The sequence below is a fragment of the Mycobacterium botniense genome (genome assembly GCF_010723305.1).
In the GTDB taxonomy this organism is placed as follows: domain Bacteria; phylum Actinomycetota; class Actinomycetes; order Mycobacteriales; family Mycobacteriaceae; genus Mycobacterium; species Mycobacterium botniense.
On sequence record NZ_BLKW01000004.1, the window covers coordinates 1,779,219 to 1,802,011 of the forward strand.

21 protein-coding genes and 2 pseudogenes are annotated in these 22,793 nt (G+C 67.9%); 5 read left to right on the forward strand and 18 right to left on the reverse strand.

Going from position 1 to position 22,793, the window contains the following annotated elements; all coding sequences use genetic code 11:
* Positions 1 to 2: 2 nt before the first annotated feature.
* Complete coding sequence (locus tag G6N08_RS18235) at positions 3 to 1,946, reverse strand: sunset domain-containing protein (RefSeq protein WP_371869049.1); 1,944 nt, start codon at positions 1,944 to 1,946, stop codon at positions 3 to 5.
* Between the two features lie 318 nt (positions 1,947 to 2,264).
* Between G6N08_RS18235 and G6N08_RS18240 the strand changes: the two genes are divergently transcribed.
* Positions 2,265 to 3,452, forward strand: coding sequence for a TerC/Alx family metal homeostasis membrane protein (locus tag G6N08_RS18240; RefSeq protein WP_163759609.1), 1,188 nt, complete (start codon positions 2,265 to 2,267; stop codon positions 3,450 to 3,452).
* 68 nt (positions 3,453 to 3,520) lie between these two features.
* Here G6N08_RS18240 and G6N08_RS18245 read toward each other — a convergent pair whose 3' ends face one another.
* On the reverse strand, positions 3,521 to 4,681 hold the full coding sequence (locus G6N08_RS18245) for an acyl-CoA dehydrogenase family protein (protein ID WP_163759613.1): 1,161 nt from the start codon (positions 4,679 to 4,681) through the stop codon (positions 3,521 to 3,523).
* Positions 4,682 to 4,824: 143 nt separating this feature from the next.
* Here G6N08_RS18245 and G6N08_RS18250 point away from each other — a divergent pair, with 143 nt between their 5' ends.
* Complete coding sequence (locus G6N08_RS18250) at positions 4,825 to 5,328, forward strand: hypothetical protein (RefSeq protein WP_163759616.1); 504 nt, start codon at positions 4,825 to 4,827, stop codon at positions 5,326 to 5,328.
* Here the strand turns inward: G6N08_RS18250 and hflX are convergent.
* The 7 genes from hflX to G6N08_RS18285 form a co-directional block, all read right to left on the reverse strand.
* Positions 5,323 to 6,771, reverse strand: coding sequence for a GTPase HflX (gene hflX / locus G6N08_RS18255; protein WP_218033397.1), 1,449 nt, complete (start codon positions 6,769 to 6,771; stop codon positions 5,323 to 5,325). The genes G6N08_RS18250 and hflX overlap by 6 nt on opposite strands.
* A gap of 48 nt (positions 6,772 to 6,819) precedes the next feature.
* The gene (gene dapF / locus G6N08_RS18260; protein WP_163759622.1) at positions 6,820 to 7,692 is read right to left on the reverse strand and encodes a diaminopimelate epimerase; all 873 of its coding nucleotides are present in this window, start codon (positions 7,690 to 7,692) and stop codon (positions 6,820 to 6,822) included.
* A gap of 4 nt (positions 7,693 to 7,696) precedes the next feature.
* Positions 7,697 to 8,617, reverse strand: coding sequence for a tRNA (adenosine(37)-N6)-dimethylallyltransferase MiaA (miaA, locus tag G6N08_RS18265; RefSeq protein WP_163759625.1), 921 nt, complete (start codon positions 8,615 to 8,617; stop codon positions 7,697 to 7,699).
* 10 nt (positions 8,618 to 8,627) lie between these two features.
* A complete protein-coding gene (locus G6N08_RS18270; RefSeq protein ID WP_163759628.1) occupies positions 8,628 to 9,323 on the reverse strand; it encodes a class III extradiol ring-cleavage dioxygenase family protein in 696 nt (231 codons plus the stop codon).
* Positions 9,324 to 9,332: 9 nt separating this feature from the next.
* Positions 9,333 to 10,247: a DMT family transporter gene (locus G6N08_RS18275; RefSeq protein ID WP_163760871.1), complete on the reverse strand. Its 915-nt coding sequence runs from the start codon at positions 10,245 to 10,247 to the stop codon at positions 9,333 to 9,335.
* 160 nt (positions 10,248 to 10,407) lie between these two features.
* Positions 10,408 to 11,328, reverse strand: a complete 921-nt coding sequence (locus tag G6N08_RS18280; RefSeq protein ID WP_163759630.1) for a DMT family transporter — start codon at positions 11,326 to 11,328, stop codon at positions 10,408 to 10,410.
* A 136-nt stretch (positions 11,329 to 11,464) separates the two neighbouring features.
* Entirely contained in the window at positions 11,465 to 12,469 is a 1,005-nt protein-coding gene (locus G6N08_RS18285; RefSeq protein WP_170301307.1) for a DMT family transporter, read from the reverse strand.
* Between the two features lie 169 nt (positions 12,470 to 12,638).
* Between G6N08_RS18285 and G6N08_RS21385 the strand changes: the two are divergent.
* A pseudogene (locus G6N08_RS21385) lies at positions 12,639 to 12,946 on the forward strand (type II toxin-antitoxin system VapC family toxin); the annotation flags it as partial.
* 333 nt (positions 12,947 to 13,279) lie between these two features.
* Complete coding sequence (locus tag G6N08_RS18290) at positions 13,280 to 14,602, forward strand: DUF349 domain-containing protein (protein WP_163759633.1); 1,323 nt, start codon at positions 13,280 to 13,282, stop codon at positions 14,600 to 14,602.
* A gap of 36 nt (positions 14,603 to 14,638) precedes the next feature.
* Here the strand turns inward: G6N08_RS18290 and G6N08_RS18295 are convergent, their stop codons facing one another.
* The 9 genes and pseudogenes from G6N08_RS18295 to G6N08_RS18330 all read right to left on the reverse strand — a co-directional run bounded on the left by G6N08_RS18295 (position 14,639) and on the right by G6N08_RS18330 (position 22,301).
* Positions 14,639 to 15,247, reverse strand: coding sequence for an Rv2732c family membrane protein (locus G6N08_RS18295; RefSeq protein WP_163759636.1), 609 nt, complete (start codon positions 15,245 to 15,247; stop codon positions 14,639 to 14,641).
* On the reverse strand, positions 15,247 to 16,761 hold the full coding sequence (gene miaB / locus G6N08_RS18300) for a tRNA (N6-isopentenyl adenosine(37)-C2)-methylthiotransferase MiaB (protein ID WP_163760873.1): 1,515 nt from the start codon (positions 16,759 to 16,761) through the stop codon (positions 15,247 to 15,249). The genes G6N08_RS18295 and miaB overlap by 1 nt, the downstream gene beginning before the upstream one ends.
* A 105-nt stretch (positions 16,762 to 16,866) precedes the next feature.
* Entirely contained in the window at positions 16,867 to 17,388 is a 522-nt protein-coding gene (gene recX / locus G6N08_RS18305) for a recombination regulator RecX (RefSeq protein ID WP_163759639.1), read from the reverse strand.
* Positions 17,354 to 18,406 carry a recombinase RecA gene (recA, locus tag G6N08_RS18310; protein ID WP_163759641.1) on the reverse strand — a complete coding sequence of 351 codons (1,053 nt, stop codon included), beginning with the start codon at positions 18,404 to 18,406 and terminating at the stop codon, positions 17,354 to 17,356. Before recA ends, recX begins: the two co-directional genes overlap by 35 nt.
* 190 nt (positions 18,407 to 18,596) lie before the next feature.
* Positions 18,597 to 19,826, reverse strand: a complete 1,230-nt coding sequence (locus G6N08_RS18315) for a PPE family protein (protein ID WP_163759644.1) — start codon at positions 19,824 to 19,826, stop codon at positions 18,597 to 18,599.
* 68 nt (positions 19,827 to 19,894) lie between these two features.
* Positions 19,895 to 20,326 (reverse strand): PE/PPE C-terminal domain-containing protein, encoded by a 432-nt coding sequence (locus tag G6N08_RS20940; protein ID WP_246216869.1) that lies wholly within the window; start codon positions 20,324 to 20,326, stop codon positions 19,895 to 19,897.
* A gap of 102 nt (positions 20,327 to 20,428) precedes the next feature.
* Positions 20,429 to 20,725: pseudogene (locus G6N08_RS20945) on the reverse strand (PE family protein); the annotation flags it as partial.
* Between the two features lie 210 nt (positions 20,726 to 20,935).
* Positions 20,936 to 21,130: a DUF3046 domain-containing protein gene (locus G6N08_RS18325; RefSeq protein ID WP_163759650.1), complete on the reverse strand. Its 195-nt coding sequence runs from the start codon at positions 21,128 to 21,130 to the stop codon at positions 20,936 to 20,938.
* A 10-nt stretch (positions 21,131 to 21,140) separates the two neighbouring features.
* Complete coding sequence (locus tag G6N08_RS18330) at positions 21,141 to 22,301, reverse strand: glycosyltransferase (RefSeq protein ID WP_163759653.1); 1,161 nt, start codon at positions 22,299 to 22,301, stop codon at positions 21,141 to 21,143.
* Between the two features lie 43 nt (positions 22,302 to 22,344).
* Between G6N08_RS18330 and G6N08_RS18335 the strand changes: the two genes are divergently transcribed.
* Positions 22,345 to 22,791, forward strand: coding sequence for a limonene-1,2-epoxide hydrolase family protein (locus G6N08_RS18335; protein ID WP_163759656.1), 447 nt, complete (start codon positions 22,345 to 22,347; stop codon positions 22,789 to 22,791).
* The last annotated feature ends 2 nt before the right edge of the window (positions 22,792 to 22,793 follow it).

The window sequence follows — 22,793 nt, forward strand, 5'->3', positions numbered from 1 at the left end:
GCTCAACCCGCTTTGATGAATCCGTTGGCCCGCGCGACTTCTTCGCTGGCAAGCCAGATTTCGGCCAGCGTCTCCTCGTAGAGCTCACTTTCGGGTGTGTAATACAGACCGGAACTGGTATTGGCCTTGACCGGGTAGCCGTCGGGAGCCTGGTAGGGATCCTCCAGCGGCAGGTGGATCGCCAGCCGGGCAGGCGCAGCCGGGGTCCGCGGGCCGGCGTCTGCTGCGGTCTCCACCGCCGCGTGGCGCCCGCTGCGCACTTCGGTTGCCGTAGGCACCCGGGTCGGAGCCGTGTCCACCGCATCGGGATCCTCTCCCGCGGCGTCGAACCCGGCCGGCGCCCGGAGGGACTCCGAGGCAGTGGGCACAGCCCGGGCAGCGGACACCGGCCCACTGGCATCGGGTATCCAGGTGCTGTCGCGCGCGAACGGGTCCGGGGCGTGGGTCGGTGGTGAGCCCCGTGACCGCTCCGAGTAGCGAGGCCCCAGCGACGTCACAGCAACGCGGCGGCCTTCGGCCGGCGACCACTGGGTGTCGGCGGGCTCGGCGGTGTGCCCGCCCTGTTCGGCCTCGCCCACCGTGGTGCCGGGACCGGCACTGCGGCGTTGGCGCCACCGGAACCCGGCCAGCGTCATCACCACAGCCAGCAGCACCACAATGACCGCGACGAGCCACCACCAGTGCCAGTGCAGCACCTGGCTCGAGTGCGCCGTCGTCGCCGAACGGCTCGGCATGTGCTGACCCGGGACCTGCAGCCCCCGCAACAATGCCGCCAGGTTCGGCGGTCGGGTGCTGAATGTGTTCTTGACCCGATCCCATGCGATCGTGCCGCCGGCGAACTTCTGGGAGACCACGTCGCCGTCGAGGGCCGGATCGCCGACCGGTGCACCCAGTGTGCCGGTCGCGCCGCCCAGTTTGTCCCACGCCGCCTTCATGGCACCCTGCACGACGAACGCGCCGTGCTCGGGCGTCCAGAAAATCACCGGCCGGTCAGGTGCGGAGAATACGCTGACCCGGCTCACCGGCTTGATTCCGCCGTCGGCTTCGTTGGCCACGGGATAACCCAGGTTGCTGCCGAGCGGCCCGCCCAATGACTCGTACTTGGCCAAGATGGCTCCCTCGACGGCATTCGCCCCGGTGGCCGGACTGAAAAAGACCTTGCCGCCGGCGAAGTTTTGCCCGATCCCGTCGCGACCGATGGGGTATTGCCCGCCTTTTTTCGCGCCCAACGGGCCGCCGGGCCCGCCCGCTGATCGCCATGCGATGTTGATGGCCGCGGTGGGGTCGATCGGCACGGGCAGACCTGCCAGTTGGCCGGCCAATTCCGGTGGAACAGTGGCGAAGGTCTTCGTGACCCGGTTCCATGACACCCGGCCACCGCTGAACGGTTGGGTGGCCAGTTCGCCCTCGTAGAGCTCATCGCCCACCGGGACACCCAATACACCGCCCGAGCTGCCCAGTTTGTCCCATGCGGTGTTGATCGCGCCGCGCACGACGAACGCCCCGTGCTCGGGCGACCAGAAGATCACCGGCTTGTCGGGGGCGGAGAAGGTGCTCACCCTGGTGTCGGGTCCGACCAGTCCAGGGACCTCGTTGATGGTCGGGAAACCCAGGTCGCTGCCGGCGGGCCCGCCCAGTGATTCGTATTTGTCCAAGACGGCGCCGTAGAGGATCCGGGCGCCGGTGGCCGGGGTAAAGAATATTTTGCCGCCGGCGAAGTTCTGCGCGAACCCACCACCGACCGGGTAGACATCCCCCCGTTGAGCGCCCAGAACCGAATGTTCGCCGCCGGCTTGCTCCCATGCCGCGGTGATGGCCTCACCGGCGTCGCTTTCCGGTGACGCTGACACCGGAGGCGCCAAAAACTGCAAGACCGCCGCTGTCGTGGCCACCGCGGCCAGTGCGCACCCGACGCGCCGGCCCGGTCGACATCGTTGTCCAGTCACCAAGCCTCCCTGCCGATGCGCCCGTCGATACCCACTCGCGGGGCTCAGCCACGCACGCAGGGGTAGATCCCCGGTCACGCGGTTCCGGGCGGTCGTGCCGCCGGGCAGCCCTGTGCGCCCGGCCTCACACCCCTGTGCCTCTGCAGAAGACCATTCCGAAGGCATATTGCAGACATTACGAAACAGAACGCGCTGCCGAGGGGGAAATGGCGCCGGGTTGCCCGGGACATCGCGGCGCGTCTGCGCCACACCCGGGTCGGTCGTCGGGTTACCGTGCGGTGACAGCCACGTAAAACCGTGGGAGGTAACGCAGCTGACATGGGTGTTTCCGCGGTGGTTTGGGCCCTGACGGTAACCGTGCTGGTGGGCTTGGCGATGTTCGACTACCTCGCGCATGTGCGGCATGCGCATGTGCCGACCCTGCGTGAAGCCGCTCTCTGGTCGGCGCTGTTCATTGGACTCGCGATCCTGTTCGGAATCGGAGTCGTGATCGTCGGCGGCACCACCATGGGTGTCGAATACTTCGCCTGCTACCTGAGCAACCAAGCGCTCTCGGTGGACAACTTGTTCATCTTTCTGGTCGTCCTCGGCGTCTTCGCGGTTCCCCGGGTGGCTCAGCAAAAAGTGCTGCTGTACGGTGTCATGGTCGCGCTGGTCGCGCGCACCGCCTTCATCTTTGTTGGTGCCGCGCTCATCAGCGTCTTCGACTGGGCGTTCTACTTGTTCGCTGCGGTCTTGCTGATCACCGCGGGGAACCTGCTGCGGCCGTCGGAGTCGGCAGGCCACACCGCGGACGCGGTGGTTATCCGCGCGGCCCGGCGATTCTTACGCACCTCCGACCGGTATCACCGTGATCGGCTGTTCACCATCGAAAACGGCAAACCGGTGCTGACCCCGATGCTGCTCGTGATGGTCGCCCTCGCGGGAACGGACCTGCTCTTCGCATTCGATTCGATCCCGGCATTGTTCGGCCTGAGCCGCAACGTGTACGTGGTGTTCAGCGCTACCGCCCTGTCGCTATTGGGTCTGCGCCAGCTGTACTTTCTGATCGACGGCCTGCTCGACCGGCTGATCTACCTGCCCTACGGCCTCGCCGTGATCCTCGGCTTCATTGGCGTCAAGCTGATGCTGCAAGCGTTGCACGAGAACAACATTCCATTTATCAACCACGGCAACCCCGTCCCGGTCGCCGACGTGAGCACGGGTCTGTCGCTGGTGGTGATCACCGTCATCCTGGTCGTCACGACGGCGGCGTCGCTGCTGTCCAGCCGCGGACGGGCGCAGCACGCTGTCGCACGCGCTCGCCGTCATGCGTACGAGTACCTCGACCTCAACTGTGACACCGATCCGGCCGAACGGGAGAGAACCTACAATCAGCTTCTCGCCGAAGAACGCCAGATCGATGCGCTCCCCCCCAAATACCGCGCACGGATCCGTCACCAGGACGAGCTGACCGAATTGCTCGAGCGCGCTCATCGGGCCCACGACGCCCACAACCGAGGATGAGGCTGCCCATAGCCGGTTACGCCGCGTCGATTATCGACGAAACCCGCTGTGCCATAACCGATCCAGGCTTAAACACCAAGACTACGGCCGATGATCTCCTTCATGATCTCGGTCGTGCCGCCGTAAATCGTCTGCACCCGAGCGTCGAGGTAGGCCCGCGCGACAGGGTATTCGCGCATGTAGCCGTAGCCGCCGTGTAACTGTAAGCAGCGGTCAATCAGGTGCACCTGTTTTTCGGTGGCATACCACTTGGCCATCGCCGCCTGCTCGGCGGTGAGCTTGCCGTCGAGGTGCAGCCGGATGAACTCGTCGACCATCATCCGCACCACGGTCGTCTCAGTGGCCAGCTCGGCAAGCAGGAAGCGGCTGTTTTGGAAGCTGCCGATCGGCCTGCCAAAGGCCTTGCGCTCCTTAGTGTATTGCAGGGTCTGCTCCAGCACGGTTTCCATCGCCGCGGCCGCCATGATGGCGATCGAGATACGTTCTTGCGGCAGGTTCTGCATCAGGTAGATGAACCCTTTGCCCTCCTCGCCGAGCAGGTTTTCGACCGGCACCTTGACATCGGTGAATGACAGCTCCGCGGTGTCCTGGGCATCCAGCCCGATCTTGTCCAGGTGCCGGCCGCGTTCAAAACCGGCCATACCACGCTCGACAACCAGCAGCGAGAAACCGTGCGAACCCTTGTCCGGATCGGTCTGCGCCACGACGATCACCAGGTCGGAATTGATTCCGTTGGTAATGAACGTTTTTGATCCGTTGAGAATGTAGTGGTCACCCTGTTTTACCGCGCGGGTTTTGATTCCTTGCAGATCGCTGCCGGTCCCCGGCTCAGTCATGGCGATGGCCGTAATCAATTCTCCGGTGCAGAATTTGGGTAGCCAGCGCTGCTTCTGCTCTTCGGTGGCCAGCCGCAGCAGATACGGTGCCACGACGTCATTGTGCAGCCCGAAACCGATACCACTGAAGCGTCGGGCTGTGGTCTCTTCGGTAATGATGGCGTTGTAGCGGAAGTCGGGGTTACCGCCCCCACCGTACTGCTCGGGAACCGCCATACCCAGGAAACCCTGCTTGCCGGCCTCCAGCCAGACTGCCCGGTCAACGATCTTGTCTTTCTCCCACTGATCGTGATATGGAGCGACGTGGCGTTCCAGGAAAGCCCGATAGGACTCCCGGAAAAGTTCATGCTCAGGTTCAAACAGTGTGCGCTGGTATTTGACGGCGCTGCCCATCGGTGACCTCCGGCGAACGTGGACTCCGCCGCCCAACATATACCAACCGGATAGTTGGTTGATCGTGTCGGGGTCAGACCCGGCATCCGGCGGCGCCCGGGAGCGCTGCGCGCCCGCATCGTGGTTGCGCCTACAGTCGGCGCATGGCCGAGACAATTCGGGTGCGGGAGCGCGGCCAGGTCCTCGAGTTCTCCTTCGCCGACCTGCTGCGCTACGCGGGTCCCTATTCGCCGGGCGGCGTTGCTGTCGCCTTCACGGTGATGCAGCGCGCGTTTGGGCTGTTGTCGGCGAACGAACCACCGCAACGGCGTTCGGTCGTGGTGCGCACCGCCTTTCAGGGCCCGGGCGCTCGGGACGGATTTGAGATGGTCACCCGAGCGGTGACGGATGGCCGCTACACCGTCGATCTGACCCTGGCGCGCCCCGATCGCGGGCGGTTGTTGCAGAGTTTCGTCTTTCAGCTCGGTGTCGGAAATCTGTCGGCCACCCTGCTGCTGCGGGCGGGCTACGTCACCGGCGAATTCATCGACCTGGCCCAAAAGCCGCAGCGCACAGCGGGCGAGGAGAACCGCCTTGATGAACTGAAGGCCCAGCTGGCCGAGCGATTGCTCGACGCACCGGTGGAGGACGTCTACGAGCTTTTATGAGCTCGCCGACGAAGCGCCGGCTGCCGAGAACTCCCGCAGGCTGGCGGCCAGCGCCACTGGAACCCGCGCCTTGATATGTGTGCCGACCGCATTGTGCTCGGCCTGCACCACCCGGCCGTCGGCGTGCAGCCGGGCCACCAGATCGCCACGGTCATAGGGAATCACCACATCCACGGCGGTATCGGTGGGTGCCAGCAACTCGGCCATCCGCTGCCGCAGCCGGTCCAGGCCCTCCCCGGTGCGCGCCGAGACGAACACCGCCCCCGGCAGTGCACGGCGCAGCTGAGCCAACGCGAGATCGCTTGCGGCATCGATCTTGTTGACCACCAGCAGCTCGGGCGCCGGATCCTCGTGGTGGTCGGCGATGACTTCCGAGAGCACCTGGCGTACCGCGTTAACCTGTGCCAGCGGGTTGACGTCGGAACCGTCGACGACATGCACCAACAGATCGGCGTCGACAACCTCCTCCAACGTGGAGCGAAACGCCTCGATGAGCTGGGTGGGCAGATGACGCACGAAACCGACGGTATCGCTGAGCACGAACACCCGGCCGTCATCGAAGGATCCGCGCCGCGCGGTGGGTTCCAGGGTCGCAAACAGCGCGTCGTCGACCAGCACCCCGGCCCCGGTCAGGGCGTTGAGCAAACTCGACTTACCGGAATTGGTGTAGCCCACGATCGCGATCGACGGCACCTCACTGGCCAGTCGGCGGCTGCGCTGGGTGTCACGCACCTGTTTCATGGCCTTGATATCGCGGCGCAGCCTGGCCATCCGCTGCCGGATACGGCGCCGATCGGTCTCAATCTTGGTCTCCCCCGGGCCGCGCAGCCCCACCCCACCGGTGCTGCCGCCGGCGCGGCCACCGGCCTGCCGCGACAGCGAATCACCCCAGCCCCGCAGCCGCGGCAGCAGGTACTCCATCTGCGCCAGCGACACCTGCGCTTTGCCTTCCCGGCTGGTGGCGTGCTGGGCGAAGATGTCAAGGATCAGCGCGGTGCGGTCGATGACTTTGACCTTGACCGCCTTCTCCAGCGCGGTCAGCTGCGCCGGGGACAGTTCACCGTCGCAGATCACGGTGTCGGCACCGGTGGCCAGCACCACCTCCCGCAACTCGGCCGCCTTACCCGAGCCGATATAGGTGGACGGGTCGGGCCTATCGCGACGCTGGATCAACCCGTCCAGCACCACGGATCCGGCCGTTTTGGCCAGCGCGGCCAGTTCGGCCAGACTGGCCTCGGCGTCGGCGACACTGCCGTCGGTCCACACACCGACCAGCACCACCCGCTCAAGGCGCAGTTGGCGGTACTCGACCTCGGAAACGTCAACAAGTTCGGTCGACAATCCTGCGACCCGGCGCAGCGCCGAACGGTCGTCGAGGGCGAGCTCGCCCGCGCTGGGCTCAGGGCCGAGCTGACGGGAGTTGCGAATTTCTGGATGTGTCATCGGCAGTAATTCGATAGTGCATGTCCGAACGACGACATGCACCTGCATTTAACGCTGCTGTGCGTGCCACCATTCCTCGCAAAGTTCGCCACGGGCCACCAGCACCGAGGGGCCACGCAGGTAGCTGGTGGCTTCGGTGATGCTCACGACCACATCGCCGCCGGGCACCCGCACGGTGAACACGCCGGTGTCCCCCCCGGTGTCGGCCAGCGCGGCGACCGCGGCCGCGACGGTACCGGTGCCGCACGACCGGGTTTCACCGACGCCGCGCTCGTGCACCCGCATCCACACCACCCCGTCGGCGGGCGCGGTCAACACTTCCACGTTGACCCCGTCGGGGAACTGCGCGCGGTCGTAGCTGATCGGCGCTGAAACATCCAGCGCCGCAAGCTCTTCCCCGGTCAGTTCCCGGTCCAGGCACGCCAGATGGGGGTTGCCCGCATCCACCGCCACACCGCGAAACCGCCGGCCCCCCACGATCGCCTCCCCGGTGCCCACAACGGCGGCCTTGCCCATGTCGACGCTGATCTCGGCCTCAGCCGGGCTGACCCGGTGGACGGTGACCGGCCGCGGCCCCGCCGCTGACCCGATGACGAACTCGTCGGCCGACTCCAAACCACTGGCCCGCAGGTAGTGGGCGAACACCCGCGCGCCGTTACCGCACATCTGCGCGGCCGATCCGTCGGCGTTGCGGTAGTCCATGAACCAGTCCGCACCACCTACCCCGTCGGGCAGCCGATCCAGCACACCGGCCGCCACGGCCGCGGCCGCGGTGGTGATGCGCAGCACCCCGTCAGCGCCCAATCCGCGGCGCCGGTCACACAGCGCCACGACCGCCTGCGGCGACAGTGTCAGCTTCGCGTCCAGGTCAGGCAGCAGCACGAAATCGTTCTGCGTGCCGTGGCCTTTGGCGAAGATCACCTGATCAGGATACGTGCCGCCAGGCCCGCAGCGCGGCGTCGACGAGGCACGTGCGGTCAGCGCCGGCGTCCAGCCAGCGGATCCGGTGGTCGCGGCGGAACCAGGAGCGCTGCCGGCGCACATAGCGGCGGGTGCCCAGGTAGGTCTTGCGACGCGCCTCCGCCAGCAATTCCGTCGTGCCGCCGGCGTCCAGCGCCGCGATCACTTGCGCGTAACCCAGCGCGCGGGACGCGGTGACACCCTCACGCAACCCACGACCTAGCAACCCGATCACTTCCTCCACCAGGCCGTGAGCGAACATGGCGTCGGTGCGCTGGAACAAGCGGTCATCGAGAACCTCTGTTGCACAATCTAATCCGATGATGACGGTGTCCCACCGCGGTGCGCCGATACGTGGCTTGGACGCCGCGAACGGCTGCCCGGTAAGCTCGACGACCTCCAGGGCCCGCACCACGCGCCGCTTGTCGGTGGGCAGGATGGCCGCTGCCGCAACCGGATCGCGCCGGGCCAGCTCAGCGTGCAACCTGCCCACCCCGACCTCGGCGAGCCGGCGCTCCCACCGGGCCCGTACCCCGGGGTCGGTCGCCGGGAACGACCAGTCGTCGAGCAGCGATTGGATATACAGCATCGAACCGCCAACCACGATCGGCACAGCGCCCCGGGCTGCGATCGCCTCGACGTCGGCGGCGGCACCTCGCTGATAGTGAGCGACGGTGGCGGTGTCGGTGACCTCGAGCACGTCGAGCTGATGGTGCGGGATGCCGCGCCGAGCTGCGACCGGAAGCTTCGCCGTGCCGATATCCATGCCCCGGTAGAGCTGCATCGCATCCGCGTTGACGATCTCACCGCCGATCCGCTCGGCGACCTCGAGCGCCAGCTGCGACTTGCCCGTGCCCGTCGGCCCGACAATCGCCAGCGGTCTCATCGCGAGGTTCTCACGGCTGCCATACACCGGCGAAGTAGCCCACCCCGTAGGGTGCTGCCCGGCAAAGCTCCTTGGCCGATCGCGGCGCCGGCTCGACCAGGCCGGCGAGCACCTGAAATGCGACTCGCCCCACCACCTGCGCGGGTAACCGGGTCAGGGCCGCCACGTCACCGCACGCCAGGGCGTTATCGAGCGCGAGTTGCACCTCCACGTCACGCGGCTGGTAGCCGCCGGGGGCCGCGACCGTGAGCGTGTTGGCCCCGTCGGCCACAATCAGCACACCGAGCTGATCTCCCGTCTGGTCGATCTCGTCACGCAACCGCCTACCGCAGGCAAGCGCCGCCTCGACCCCATGATCGCGGCTGTAGACACGGACCTGCGCGCTCGCCTCCGGCTGCGCTTGCCCCCGCACCCAGGCGGCGATCAACGCGCACAACGGTAACGGCGCCACCGCCGGTGCGGTCTGCCGGGTCTGCGGCGAAAGCTGCACCGTGAGCTCGACGCCGAACCCGGCGAAGGTGCCCACGCGATCCGGGTCGACCACCTCGTCGGCAGCGCCCACGCCGACGGCCATCCAGCGCGGCGGTAATGTCGCCGCCGCGGCGATCGTCGCCGCGCGCAGCTCAGCCAGCTCGGTGGCGGCCCCGCCGGCAAGTTCAGGAACCAGCACCGGCGCGGACGGGATGATCGCGATGGCGCTCAGCACGCCACCAAATTAGCCTCCCGGCGATGTCACCGGTGGACGCGTGGCTGTCGCGCGTCGTCGGCTGAGGGCCTCCATCGTGGCGGCCTCGCCGCGGGCCAGGGCCACCGTCGCGACGACCATCACCGCAACCGCCACCACCAGCGCACCCAGTTGGGCGCCGTCGACGCGCAGTCTTTCGGACAGCACGGTGATCCCCAAGATCCAGCCCACCACCGGCTTGGCCAGCGTCAGCGTGGGCAACGACGCCGTCAACGCACCCGATCGAAAAGCTGACTGCTGAAACACCATGCTGGTCATCGCAATTGCGATCCACGCATAAACTTCGGGCGAGCGCAGCAGCGCGCCGGCACCGGCTTCGCCGGCCTCGATGACCCCTTTGGTCAGCACCGCGAACAAGGCCAGCGATGAACCCGACACCAGCGCCAGCAGCACAGCGGCGACCGGTCCGGGCCAGACTCGTGCACCAAGCACACACAACACCAGCGCCGGTCCCATCACCACGGCCACCACTACCCAGGTGCCCAGCGACGCCCGCTGCTGGCCCGCGGTGGGATGGCCGACCGTGACGATCACCGCGACCGCGGCCGCCAGCAGCGTCGCCCAAATCCATTCCCACGGTGTTACCCGGTGGTGGGTCAACCGGGCGTTGATCGGCAGTGCGAACAGCAGCACCGTCACCTGCAGCGCCGTGACCAGTATCACCGACCCCATACTCAGCGCCGCTGCCTGCAGGCTGTAGTTTGTCACCGCCGCGGCGGCGCCCAGCCACCAGCGACGGTCGCGCAACAACAAGGTGAACAGCTTCCAGTGCCCAACCGGTTCGTCGGTGATCTCCTGCGCCGACCGTTGCCGGATCACTGAGCCAAACGCAGATGACAGTGCGGCGCACAAAGCGAGCAACGCCGCAATGTCCGCCTTGTCCATGGCGACCTCCTCATCGGCGTCGGAGAACATTCGGGGCTACGCTGACCGTTGCACAACACTCTGCCATGCCCGCAACTGCTGCCCGGCGCGCCGCGCGTGATGAGTACTCCGACGCCGATTCGCCACCCGCCGATACCAAAGCGCGTGGGCCGAGAGGTCTTTAGTGCTGCGACGGTACTGCCGAGTGGTCGCCGATCCGCGCGTCGCGACCGGCGCCGGCTGACATGCTGGCGGCCTCGCCCCGAGCCAGCGCCACGGTCGCAACGATGACCAGCATCGCTGCCAGTACAAGCACCACCCACTCCGTGCCGTCGGCCCGCAACGTTTCGCCGAGCACGGTCACCCCCAGCACCGAGGCCACCACGGGCTTTGCCACGGTAATGGTCGGCAGAGAAGCCGTCAATGCACCGGCACGGAACGCCGACTGTTGAAAAACCATCCCGGCCAGCGCGGCGAGCACCCAGCCGTACAGCTCGGGGGTGTGCAGCAACTGGCCAACACCGTGTCCGAGCACGTCGACGATGCCCTTGGTCAGCACTGCGAACAACGCCAACGACGAACCCGACACCGCCGCCAGCAGCACCGCCGCGACCGGACGATCCGACCAAATCCGGGCGCCCAGCACACATAACGCCAATGCCGGGCCCATCATGACGGCCACGGCTATCCAGGTTCCCAGGGAGCCGCGCGCGCAGCCGGCCGCGGGATTGCCGACCGTGACGACTACCGCCAATGCCCCGGCCAGCACGACCGCCCACATCCATTCCCGGCTGGTGATCCGATGACGGGTCACCCGCGCATAGATGGGTAAGGCGAAAAGCAGCACGGTCACCTGCAGTGCCGTGACCAACAGTACCGAGCCCTTGTCCAGGGCCGCGGCGAGCAGACAGTAACTCGCGATATCCCCTGCTGCGCCCAGCCACCACCGGCCATCGCGCAGCAACATGCCGAACAGCGCCAAGTGGCCCACCGGTTGATCGGTGACCTCCTGCGCCGACCGCTGCCGGATCACACTACCGATCGCGGCCGCCAGCGCGGCACCCAGGGCGAGCAGCGTCGCGGCGATCTCGGCATTGACCATCGGTGACCCTCCTCCGCGCGCCGTCCGCCTCGGACGCCGTCCGTACCCACGCTATTCACCGACCGCGATCGGTGCAGCCGGCCCGCCCTGCTGCACCGATTGCTCGGCAGCCCCGGCGCTGAAACCGCCTGTTCTGCTACCTCACAAATCGAGGCGCGCCCTGCGCCCGTACCGCCGAAGGCGACCCGCTCGAGTGGGCGCCCGCGCTGGTGTGGAGCCAAGCCCACGGCTCGGGGTCGGCGGTGGCCGCCCGGCGGCTGGCTGGTGCCGACCGCTCGCCGCCGGCCGCCATGGTGGCGGCCTCGCCGCGGGCCAATGCCACCGTCGCGACGATCACCACCGCCACCGCAGCCCCCAGCGCGAATATCTCGGGGCCGTCGGCATTGAGGGTTTCCCCGAGCACGGTCACCCCCAGCACCGAAGCAACCACCGGCTCCACCACGGTCATAGTGGGCAACGAGGCGGTCAGCGAACTGGCGCGAAAGGCTGACTGCTGAAAAACCGTCCCCACCAGCGCAACCAGCATCCACCCGTATAACTCCGGTGCGCGCAGGATATGCCACGGGTCGTCATTGATCACATCGACAACCCCCTTCGTCAGCACCGCGAACAGTGCCCACGACGACGCGGACACCACCGCCAGTAATACGGCCGCAACCGTCCCTGACCACAGCTGCGCGCCCAGCACGCACAACGCCAATGCCGGACCCAGCAGCATGACCACCACCGCCCAGGTCTGCAATGACGCCCGTTGCTGACCGGCTGCGGGCTCCCCGATGGTGACGAACACTGCCACGGCGGCGGCCAACAGCGCCGCCCATGTCCACTCCCGGCGCGTCACCGGATGGCGGGTCAGCCGCGCGTACACCGGCAAGGCGAAGAGCAGCGCGGTCACCTGCAGCGCCTGCACCAACACCACCGATCCCACCAGCAAAGCAACCGCCTGCAGGCCGAAACTGACCACCGCCGCCGCCCCGCCCAGCCACCACCGGGTGTCGCGCAACGACAAACGGAACAGCTCGACATGCCCGACCGGCTCATCGGTGATTTCCTGCGCGGATCGTTGGCGGATCACATCGCCCACACCCGACACCAGCGCGGCAATCAGGGCGAGCAGCGCTGCGATATTCACGCTCGCGATCGGTGACCCCCTTACTGGCCGACCGAACTGGCCGCTGGCTGGGCCCGTTGGCTCACGTACCGGCTGACAAGGACCCTATTGTGCTCGATCACGCCCGCGTTGTATCGCCGCCACGCGGGAACACCCGGATCCTGCTCACCGCTGCGGCCCGCGCCGTGGCCGCGATAGCCGGGATGAGACCGTGCATACCCCCGCCCACGTCGACGTCGAGGTGTCCGGTGCTATCCGTCGAGCGGTAACGCGCCGGCTGATCAGTGATCACGAAGGGCTCTCGTCGCGCTCGCCGATATCCAGCTCCTGTCGCCCCGCCGCTGGCCGGCAAAGGCTTTCATCCAGCGCGCCTTCCAACTGCGGGGCACCCATACCGTCGCCGACGGCGGGTATGCCGCCCTCGCCGAGGGCCTCGCCGCGCCGCTGCTAACCCGCGACGGGCGACGTGCTCAACCCCACAGCCATGAGGCAGAGATCGACCTGATCGGCTGCCCAGCCATCGCCCCGGGCCTGCACCCGCGCAGCAACCTGACTGTCACGCCTGGCCCACGGCGGCGGGCGTCAGCCGCCGCGAATGCGGTCAGCACGTGCCGGGGTGTTGACCACGCGGGGCCCGCCACGCGCGTCTGGACGCCCGGCGCAACCAGGCGCCCGCGCGGCGCGGCCACAGCACACCGACGCCGCGCCGCGCGGTACCCGCCGAGCTGTTTCAATACAGTTGGGAGGTAGTCGGGGCCTCGACCCCGCAGCGCAGCTGATGGCGCCGCGATGCGCGGCAGATGCGCGGGTGTCCCGCGCGAAGGGTGGTGACGGTAGCGCATGACGGCTGACGAGCCCCGCAGCAATGAGGCACCTCGTCCGACTCCCCGTCCGGGGCCGCGTCCCGGGCCCGTACAAGCGCCCCGGCCGCCGGCCGCGGCAGCCCCATTGGCAAATGACCCCCATCGGTTCGGGCGCGTCGACGACGATGGCACGGTCTGGTTGATCACCGCCGCCGGTGCGCGTGTCATCGGCTCCTGGCAGGCCGGCGACACCGAAGCCGCCTTCGCCTATTTCGGCCGCCGGTTCGATGATCTGGCCACCGAAGTCACCTTGATGGAAGAACGGCTGGCATCGGGTACCGGCGACGCCCGCAAGATCAAAGCCGCCGCCGCAGCGCTGGCCGAGACGCTGCCGACGGCCAATGTGCTCGGCGATGTCGACGCGCTCGCCAGCCGGTTGAGCAGCATCTGCGAGCACGCCGACAGCGTCATCGCCGCGGATCGCACCCGGCGCGAAGAGCACCGCGCCGCCCAGACCGCGCGCAAAGAGGCACTGGCTGCCGAGGCCGAGGAGCTGGCCGCCAACTCCACCCAGTGGAAAGCCGCCGGGGAGCGGCTGCGGGCGATCCTTGAGGAGTGGAAGACGATCACGGGCCTGGACCGCAAAACCGACGACGCCCTCTGGAAGCGCTACGCGGCAGCCCGCGACACGTTCAACCGGCGCCGCGGATCCCACTTCGCCGAATTGGACCGGGAGCGCTCGAATGCCCGGCAGGCGAAAGAGCGGCTGTGCGAACGCGCCGAAGAACTCTCCGGGTCGACGGACTGGAGCGCCACCAGCGCAGAATTCCGCAAGCTGCTCAGCGAATGGAAGACGGCCGGACGAGCGGCCCGCGATGTCGACGACGCGCTGTGGCGCCGATTCAAGGCCGCCCAGGACGCGTTCTTTGCGGCGCGGAACGCGGCGACCGCTCAGCGGGATGCGCAGTTGCAGGCCAACGCCGAAGCCAAAGAGGCGCTGCTGGCCGAAGCGGAAAAGCTCGACACCAGCAACCAGGACGCCGCACGTGCGGCGCTGCGCTCGATCACCGAGAAATGGGAAGCCATCGGCAAGGTGCCCCGGGAGAAATCGGCGGAGTTGGAGCGGCGGCTGCGCGCGGTCGAAAAAAAGGTGCGCGCCGCGACCACCTCGGACTGGGCGGACCCGCAGGCGCAGGCCCGCGCCGAGCAGTTCCGGGTACGCGCCGAACAATTCGAACGCCAGGCGCAGAAGGCCGAAGCGGCAGGGCGCAGCAAAGAAGCCGAAGAGGCCAAGGCGAGTGCTGAGCAGTGGCGGCAATGGGCCGACGCCGCCGCCCACGCGTTAACCCGCAAGTCATAGCCGGAGACGACGAACCCGGCGAGCCGACGCTCGGGTCTACCGCGGTGTGTCGTGGTCGTCGCCGGGCGGTGTCCCCCCCGCGGAATCGCCCAGGCTGTCCAGCAGCGTTCTGGACTGCCGCTGCGCGACGGTCCGGCGCCGCTGCTCCTCGGCGGCACGTTGCACGATCGTGCGCGACCACACCACCCGGGCCCAGTGGAAAGTCAGCAAAACCACCGTGATCCAGGCGATGATCAGCCCCGCCCCGGGGCCGGGATGACCGGGAGCCACGGTTTGACGCGACCACACGGCTAACAATCCGGCGGCACTGGCCACCGCAGTGCCCGCCAGGGCCACCCACGCCACCGCCCAGCGGCGGGTCAGCAGCGCCAGTACCGAAAACCCGACACCGAACACCAAGGTCAGCCAGCCAAACACCCGTGACGGCAACGCCACCGCTGCCGCGCCGGCGCGGTGCGTGCTGAACAGCACATCCCATCCCGGCACATCGCCGGTGTGCGGCAGGATGAACGACCCCACCAGCACGAACACCAGGATGGCCACGACCAAAGCCCTTGCACCCGGCTCGATTTCACGTGCAATCCGACGTTCGGCGGCCTCGATGTCGGGCCGGAAGGCGTCGAACCCGTCGGGGTTGGGATTCATCAGGTGCACCCGAGCGGCTGAGCGTGACTGAGCGGTGGCCGCACCCGCGGCATGCCGAGACTCACCCCGGGCGCACGGTTTTCGTATGCGTCACCGGCGCGGGTGCGTCGATGCGTCACGGCACCGGCGTCGGCGAGGAGATAGTGCGGCGCGGCGCCGGTGACCACCGTAGTGATGACATCACCGGGCCTGACCGGGTATGCCCCGGGCCTGAAATGCACCAGCCGCCCGTCTCGCGCCCGTCCGCTCATCCGCGCCGTGTGGTCATCCTTGCGGCCTTCCCCGGTGGCGACCAGCAGTTCCACGGTGCGCCCGATCTGAGCGCGGTTTTCCGCTAACGCGATCTCTTCCTGCACCGCGACCAGCCGCTCATAGCGCTCCTGCACAACAGCTTTAGGCACCTGCCCGGACAATTCAGCGGCCGGTGTGCCGGGACGCCTGGAGTACTGGAAGGTGTAGGCGCCGGCGAAGCGGGCCTGCCGCACCACATCGAGGGTGGCCGCGAAATCCTCTTCGGTCTCACCGGGAAAGCCGACGATCACATCGGTGGTGATAGCCGCGTGCGGCAGCGCCTGCCGCACGCGGTCGATGATGCTCAAGAAACGTTCGACGCGGTACGAGCGCCGCATCGCGCGCAAGATCCGGTCGGAGCCGGACTGCAGCGGCATGTGCAACGCCGGGCAGACATTGGGTGTCTGCGCCATCGCCTCGATGACGTCATCGGTGAACTCGGCCGGATGCGGCGAGGTGAACCGGACCCGTTCCAGTCCGTCGATGCGTCCGCACGCGCGCAGCAGCTCGGCGAAAGCACCACGATGACGGCGCAATCCGGGATCGGCGAACGAGACGCCGTAGGCGTTGACGTTCTGCCCCAGTAACGTGATTTCGAGCACGCCGGTATCCACCAGCGCCCGGACTTCCGCCAGGATATCGGCGGGGCTGCGGTCGACCTCCTTGCCCCGCAGCGCCGGGACGATGCAGAAAGTACAGCGGTTATTGCAGCCCACTGAGATGGAAACCCAAGCGGAATAAGCAGATTCGCGCACTGTCGGCAACGACGACGGAAACTGTTGCAGCGCCTCGGCGATTTCCACCTGAGCGGTGTTGTTGTGACGGGCCCGCTCCAGCAGCGCAGGCAACGCCCCGATGTTGTGCGTGCCGAAGACGACGTCCACCCACGGCGCTTTGCGCAGCACCTCGTCGCGGTCTTTCTGGGCCAGGCAGCCGCCGACCGCGATCTGCATGTCGGGATTGCGGCGCTTGCGCGGGGCCAGGTGACTCAGGTTGCCGTACAGCTTGTCCTCGGCGTTTTCCCGCACCGCGCAGGTGTTGAACACCACCACATCGGCGTCGGCGCCCTCGGGAGCCCGCTGATAGCCTGCGGCTTCCAGCAGGCCGGCCAATCGTTCGGAATCGTGAACGTTCATCTGGCAGCCGTAGGTGCGGACCTGATAGGTACGCGCACACCCGGACGAGCGCCCGGCTGTCGTGCCCGCAGTCACCTCCTGCGCCATCGTCGACGTCACGGAGCCATGGTACGGCGCGCTCACGACCGACGGCCGGCCGCCCGCACGCGGGCCGGGCGGATCGCCAGAACGACCGGCCCGGCGTCACGCCCGCTAAACGCGGCGTCGTTCCACTTCCCGCCTCATCGCGGTGCTCACAACGTCGTGGGCCATGGTCTGGCTGTAGCCGCGCCGGGCCAGCATCGCGATCAATCGACGCGCTACCCGCAGCTGATCGCCGTCAAGGTTCTCGCGTCTGAGTCTCGCGGAAACCAGCCGCTCGGCCCGCTCCCACTCGGCACCGGCGTCGATTCCGCCTACCGCCGCGGTGATCACGTCGTCGTCAAGGCCCTTGGCATGCAGCTCGGCGGCCAACGCGCGCTTGCTCTTTCCCGCGTTGGCGCGCCGGGACTGCACCCACTGCTCGGCGAAGGCGGTGTCGTCGACCAGGCCCACGGCTGCCAGCCGGTCCAAGATCCGCGCACTGACGTCCTCGGGGTATCCCCGCTTGGCCAGCTGGCTTTCGAGCTCGGCCCGGGTGCGGGCACGCGCGGTGAGCAGCCGCAGACATAGCGCCCGGGCCTGCTCCTCGCGTGACGGCTCAGAAGTCGACCGGGGCGGGTAGGGCGCTGTCATCGGTCACGTCATCGGTCACCACCGCACCAATACCGAGTTTTTCCTTGATCTTCTTCTCGATCTCGTTGGCCACGTCGGCGTTTTCCACCAGGAAGTTGCGGGCATTCTCCTTGCCCTGGCCGAGCTGTTCGCCCTCGTAGGTGAACCAGGCGCCGGACTTGCGGATGAAACCCTGATCCACACCCATGTCGATCAGCGAGCCCTCCCTGCTGATGCCTTTGCCGTAGAGAATGTCGAACTCGGCCTGCTTGAACGGCGGGGCCACCTTGTTCTTGACGACCTTCACCCGGGTCCGGTTACCGACCGCTTCAGTGCCGTCCTTGAGAGTCTCGATTCGCCGCACGTCCAGGCGAACTGAAGCGTAGAACTTCAAGGCCTTTCCGCCCGTTGTTGTCTCGGGAGACCCGAACATCACGCCCACCTTCTCCCGCAGCTGGTTGATGAAGATGGCCGTGGTTCCCGAATTATTCAGCGCACCAGCCATTTTCCGCATCGCCTGACTCATCAGCCGGGCCTGCAGGCCGACGTGGCTGTCACCCATCTCCCCCTCGATCTCCGCCCGCGGCACCAGCGCAGCCACCGAGTCGACAACCAAAATGTCCAGCGCGCCGGAGCGGACCAGCATGTCGGCGATCTCCAGTGCCTGCTCACCGGTGTCGGGCTGACTGACCAACAGTGAGTCGGTGTCCACGCCGAGTTTTTTGGCGTACTCCGGATCCAGCGCATGCTCGGCGTCGATGAACGCCGCGATACCGCCGGCGGCCTGCGCGTTGGCCACCGCGTGCAGGGCCACAGTGGTCTTCCCCGAGGATTCCGGGCCGTAGATCTCCACGATCCGGCCGCGGGGCAGACCACCAATGCCCAGCGCCACGTCCAGTGCAATCGACCCGGTCGGTATGACCGAGATCGGCTGACGCACCTCGTCGCCGAGGCGCATCACCGAGCCTTTGCCGTAACTCTTCTCGATCTGAGCCACCGCCAGCTCGAGAGCCTTCTCACGATCAGGGGCTGGTGTCATGTTTTCTCCTGTAGTTGATGTTCGGTGACCGGTATCGGTCGGTTGGCCGTGACGCTAGAACAGCCCACCGACAAGAACCCCGGACCGCTTCAGGCGCCATGCCCACCCGAACACCACGTACAGTAGACGAACACCTGTTCGATTCAAGGTGACACGCCGGGACCGGCGCAAACCTGCCCGGCTTTTCCCGCTATCCGGCGACCACCGGACGGGGCATCACGGTGGGCTTGACACCGTAGCGGGGCGCGCCGAAGCCCAAGCTCCCGCGCCCGGCCGAGGCCACCGACGGCATCCCGGCCGGCATGGTAGCCACTGGCGGGCTTTGTTCTGCGTCAACGGTCCAGCCCGTGCCCGAAAGCGTCGCCGAGGCCGTGCCCGCGGGGGTGGCCGCAGACCAACTGGCCGGCACCGAGAGCCCGCCCACCGAGGGCGCCTGACCCACATTCACGAACACCGGTGCACCACCGGCGACCGCACCGCCCGCCGGGCTCGCCAGAGCCGCTTCTCCCACACCGCTCGAGACGACACCGTCGGCGCCGACCAGTTGGACGCCGCTGAATGCTGCGGGCCCGGCCTTTGCCAGCCCGACCCCGGAGGAGATGCCGGCGAACATGTTCCAGGCCCCGATGTTTCCGGCCATGCCGGTGACGGTCTGGGTGCCGTTCCAGATCCCGATGTTTTCGGTGGAGTTGATGATCTCCGACAGGAAACCGTTGGTGCCCATGAGACCCGAAAGCCCCGACGCGGATGACCCGCTGGCTGCCGGAAGCGGGGACGCCAGCCCTTGCACGGTGTTGGGCAGGGTGGCGACCAGCTGCGACAGCCCGCTTTGGGTACCCGCGCTCGAGGCGGCGGCGTGAGCGACGGCGGCCACCTGGCCGGACACCCCGGCCGGATTGGTGGTCGGCGCCGGCGAGGTCAGCGGGTACAGCGTGGCGGCATTCGCCGAGGAGGCGGCGTAGCCGTACATGGCGGCGGCGTCTTGGGCCCACATCTGCAGGTACTGAGCCTCCGTCGCCATGATCGCGGGGGTGTTCTGGCCCAGGATATTCGTCGCAACAAGCGCCGCCAGCTGGGCCCGGTTGGCCGCGACCACCGCCGGGGGCACCGTCATGGCAAACGCGGTCTCAAAGGCCGCCGCCGATGCCATGGCCTGAGCCGCCGCATGCTCGGCGGCCGCGGCGGTGGAGTTCATCCACGCCACATAGGGGGCAGCCGCGGCGGCCATCGAGGCCGACGCCGGACCCAGCCATTCGTCGCCGGCCAGCTCCGAGATCACCGCCTGGTAGAAGGACGCCATGCTGCTCAGCTCGGCGGCCAAATCGTTCCACGCCCCCGCGGCGGCCATCATCGGCGCCGCGCCCGGACCGGTGTACATGCGCGCGGAATTGACTTCAGGGGGCAACGCTCCAAAATCCATTTTCTCAATCCTGTTCTGTCGTAATCGATTTGGGTTAGCTCGCCGTGCCACGTCGGCGGCGCGGGCAGCTAGACGACTGCCGGTTTGGGCATCACGGTGGGCTTGACGCCGTAGCGCGGCGCTCCCAAGCCGGCGGCTTTCCCGGCGGCGGCCACCGACGGCATCCCGGCCGGCATGGTGCTGACCGGCGGGGTCGGCGGGGCGGCCGTCCAGCCCGCGCCCGCCAGCGTCGCCGGGGCAGGACCCGCAGCCCCGGGCTCCCCGGCCCAACTGGGCGGCACCGACAAGCCGCCGACCGACGATGCCCGGCCCAGGCCGACCACGACCGGCTCGGCACCGATGCCGGCATGGCTCGCCGATCCCACCGCGCCGGCCAGCAACGGGGCACCCACACCGGCCGAACCGAGAGTCTCGGCGCCCGGGGCGCCACCGGTGATAAACCCGGCGCTGCCGAGCTGAAGCAGATCGGAGGCGGCGGAACCGAAATTCGACACCTGCATAACACCGACCACGCCGCTGTTGCTGAGCGCGCCGGGCACGAGCTGGTAGGCGCCCTGCCCGGTCAGCAAACTCAGGATTCCGGAAAGCCCCGACCCGGAGGAGCCGGCCGCGACGGTGTTGGCGGCCTCGGTGGCGCCGTACGAACCCGCGCTGGTTCCCAGCGTGTGGACGAACATCTCGTGAATTGCCGTGGCTTGTGCGCTGACCGACTGATACAGCGTGCCGTACGCCGCGAACTGTGTGGCCTGCAGCGCCGACACCTCATCGGCGGCGGCGGGAACCACTCCGGTGGTCGGTGCGGCCGCGGCCGCGTTCTGGGCGGCCATCGCTGCACCGATAGCCTGCAGACGCCCGGCGGCGGCCATCAGCGCCTCCGGACGTGTCGTCACAAAAGACATGGCACTCCTCAATGATCTTGGTTGACAACCTGACTCATTGAGGTTAGGCAGCCTTAGCAGACGCTTATCTCACCCACAGCAAGTCATACAAGTTGTTGACGGATCGAACCCGAATCCTTACGCAGTCTTGACAACACGGACCCTTGACAACGCCGACATCCGCTGCCGGCTGTGTGCTCGTGAACCGACACCCCCGTGCGGGCAGCGGTCTCACCACTGTTCCCGCGGAACGTCGAAGTCGGCGCATAACGCCTGCCACACATCGCGCGGATCCACACCGTCCTCGATCGCCTCCGCGGCGGTGCGCCCGCCGAACCCGCTCAGCACATGGTCGACCAGCACCGACGCCGCGTAAGCGGCGCCGAACCGCCGGGTGACCCGCTCGTGAAACTCCGTCAGCCGCACGCGCGCCAACCTACCCAGCGACCGCTTGGCGGCACACCCGTACCGGATCGGCGACCTCGGTGAGGCTGGCGGCGGCCTGTCGGGCGGCCGCACGGTACCGTGCCGAGGACAGCACCTCCCCGACCGCGGCGATTAACGCCTCAGCGGTCAGCGGGCGCACCAGCCGCCCGCTGCCCTGGCGTACCACCCGGTTAGCGATCTCCCACTGGTCCCCGCCGCCGGGCACCACCACCATCGGCACCCCGGCCAGCAGCGATTTGGCCACTATCCCGTGGCCACCACCACAGATCAGCAGATCGGCGTGTTTCAGCAGTTCGTCCTGGCGTCCCAGCCCGGCAACCGCCCAGGGCGGCAGATTCAGTTCCACCCCACTCAGACGCGACACCACCAGCCGCGATCCTGCGGGCAGCGTGTCACCCGGGATCAGGCAGCGCAGCGCCAGCTCCGCCACCCCGCCGGCCCCGCTCGCGGCGGTGGAGGGCGCGACCACCACAACCGGTCCGGTCCCCGGCGGGATGGGCAGCAGCCGGCCGGTCGGCTCGAAATGCAGCGGGCCGACGATGACAGCCTCAGCCGGCCAGTCCGGGCGCGGGACTTCCAGCGCCGGCAGCGTGGCGATGAGCCGGCGCAGTGGTCCCGGGTCGCATGCCGGCAGGCCGATACCGGCCCGGGCTGTTGCCCGCTGGCGCAGACCCTGACGCCAAGACCGGGCCGTCAGTGCCCGCATGGCCGCGTCGCGCAGCCGCCCGACGGCGCCGCGGCCGGGCGCCAGTCCGCTGCCCAGGGGCGGCAGCCCCTTCGAGGGCAGGTAGAGCGGATGGGGGTTGAGTTCGATCCACGGGATTCCCAGCAGCTCAGCGGCCATGCCACCGGCGGCGGTGATGACATCGGACACCACCAGATCGGGTGCCAGCGCCCGCAGCTGCGGCACGTTGAGCACCGCCATATGTGCAGCACGCTGGTGGATCCTGGCCCCCGCATCTCGGTCCTCGTCGGTGGCCTCCAGCCCGGCCAGTTCGACGGTGTCAACGCCGGCTGAGCGGGCGGCGTCGAACCAGTTCGCGCCGGTGAGCAGGATCGGCGTGTCGGCCGCCGCCAGGAACCGGATGCACAAGGCGATCGCGGGGAACGCATGGCCGGGATCTGGCCCAGCGACCACCGCGACGCGCATTTGCCCCTACCCGCTATAGCGCCCGGCCCTTACCCTGACAACCATGACCCAGCCGAGCACCCGTGACAACACCCACCTCGTCGAGGCCTTCCTGAACGCGCTGCAGGACGAAGACTTCGACGCCGCCGGGGCGGCGCTGGCCGATGATCTGGTGTATCACAACGTCGGGTTGCCCACCATCTACGGCCGCGACCGAACCATGAAGCTCTTCCGCGGCATGCAGGGCCGGGTGCGGTTTGAGGTGAAAATCCACCGCATCGCCGCTGACGAGTCCGCGGTCCTGACTGAGCGCACCGATGCGCTGATCTTCGGTCCGCTGCGAATCCAGTTCTGGGTCTGTGGCGTCTTCGAGGTGCACGACGGGCGAATCACGCTGTGGCGCGACTACTTCGACTTCTACGACATGCTCAAGGCGACCGTCCGCGGTCTGGCCGCGATGGTGCTGCCCTCGCTGAGGGCCACATTTCAGACCGACAGCGCCGGCCGCTGAGG

Coding starts and splice junctions, on each gene's coding strand:
- G6N08_RS18290 (WP_163759633.1), top strand. CDS start 13,280: ATGACGGCTGACGAGCCCCGCAGCAATGAGGCACCTCGTCCGACTCCC.
- G6N08_RS18280 (WP_163759630.1), bottom strand. CDS start 11,328: ATGGTCAATGCCGAGATCGCCGCGACGCTGCTCGCCCTGGGTGCCGCG.
- G6N08_RS18315 (WP_163759644.1), bottom strand. CDS start 19,826: ATGGATTTTGGAGCGTTGCCCCCTGAAGTCAATTCCGCGCGCATGTAC.
- hflX (WP_218033397.1), bottom strand. CDS start 6,771: ATGACACATCCAGAAATTCGCAACTCCCGTCAGCTCGGCCCTGAGCCC.
- G6N08_RS20940 (WP_246216869.1), bottom strand. CDS start 20,326: ATGCAGGTGTCGAATTTCGGTTCCGCCGCCTCCGATCTGCTTCAGCTC.
- G6N08_RS18240 (WP_163759609.1), top strand. CDS start 2,265: ATGGGTGTTTCCGCGGTGGTTTGGGCCCTGACGGTAACCGTGCTGGTG.
- recA (WP_163759641.1), bottom strand. CDS start 18,406: ATGACACCAGCCCCTGATCGTGAGAAGGCTCTCGAGCTGGCGGTGGCT.
- recX (WP_163759639.1), bottom strand. CDS start 17,388: ATGACAGCGCCCTACCCGCCCCGGTCGACTTCTGAGCCGTCACGCGAG.
- G6N08_RS18295 (WP_163759636.1), bottom strand. CDS start 15,247: ATGAATCCCAACCCCGACGGGTTCGACGCCTTCCGGCCCGACATCGAG.
- G6N08_RS18250 (WP_163759616.1), top strand. CDS start 4,825: ATGGCCGAGACAATTCGGGTGCGGGAGCGCGGCCAGGTCCTCGAGTTC.
- miaA (WP_163759625.1), bottom strand. CDS start 8,617: ATGAGACCGCTGGCGATTGTCGGGCCGACGGGCACGGGCAAGTCGCAG.
- G6N08_RS18335 (WP_163759656.1), top strand. CDS start 22,345: ATGACCCAGCCGAGCACCCGTGACAACACCCACCTCGTCGAGGCCTTC.
- G6N08_RS18245 (WP_163759613.1), bottom strand. CDS start 4,681: ATGGGCAGCGCCGTCAAATACCAGCGCACACTGTTTGAACCTGAGCAT.
- G6N08_RS18330 (WP_163759653.1), bottom strand. CDS start 22,301: ATGCGCGTCGCGGTGGTCGCTGGGCCAGATCCCGGCCATGCGTTCCCC.
- G6N08_RS18275 (WP_163760871.1), bottom strand. CDS start 10,247: ATGGACAAGGCGGACATTGCGGCGTTGCTCGCTTTGTGCGCCGCACTG.
- miaB (WP_163760873.1), bottom strand. CDS start 16,761: ATGGCGCAGGAGGTGACTGCGGGCACGACAGCCGGGCGCTCGTCCGGG.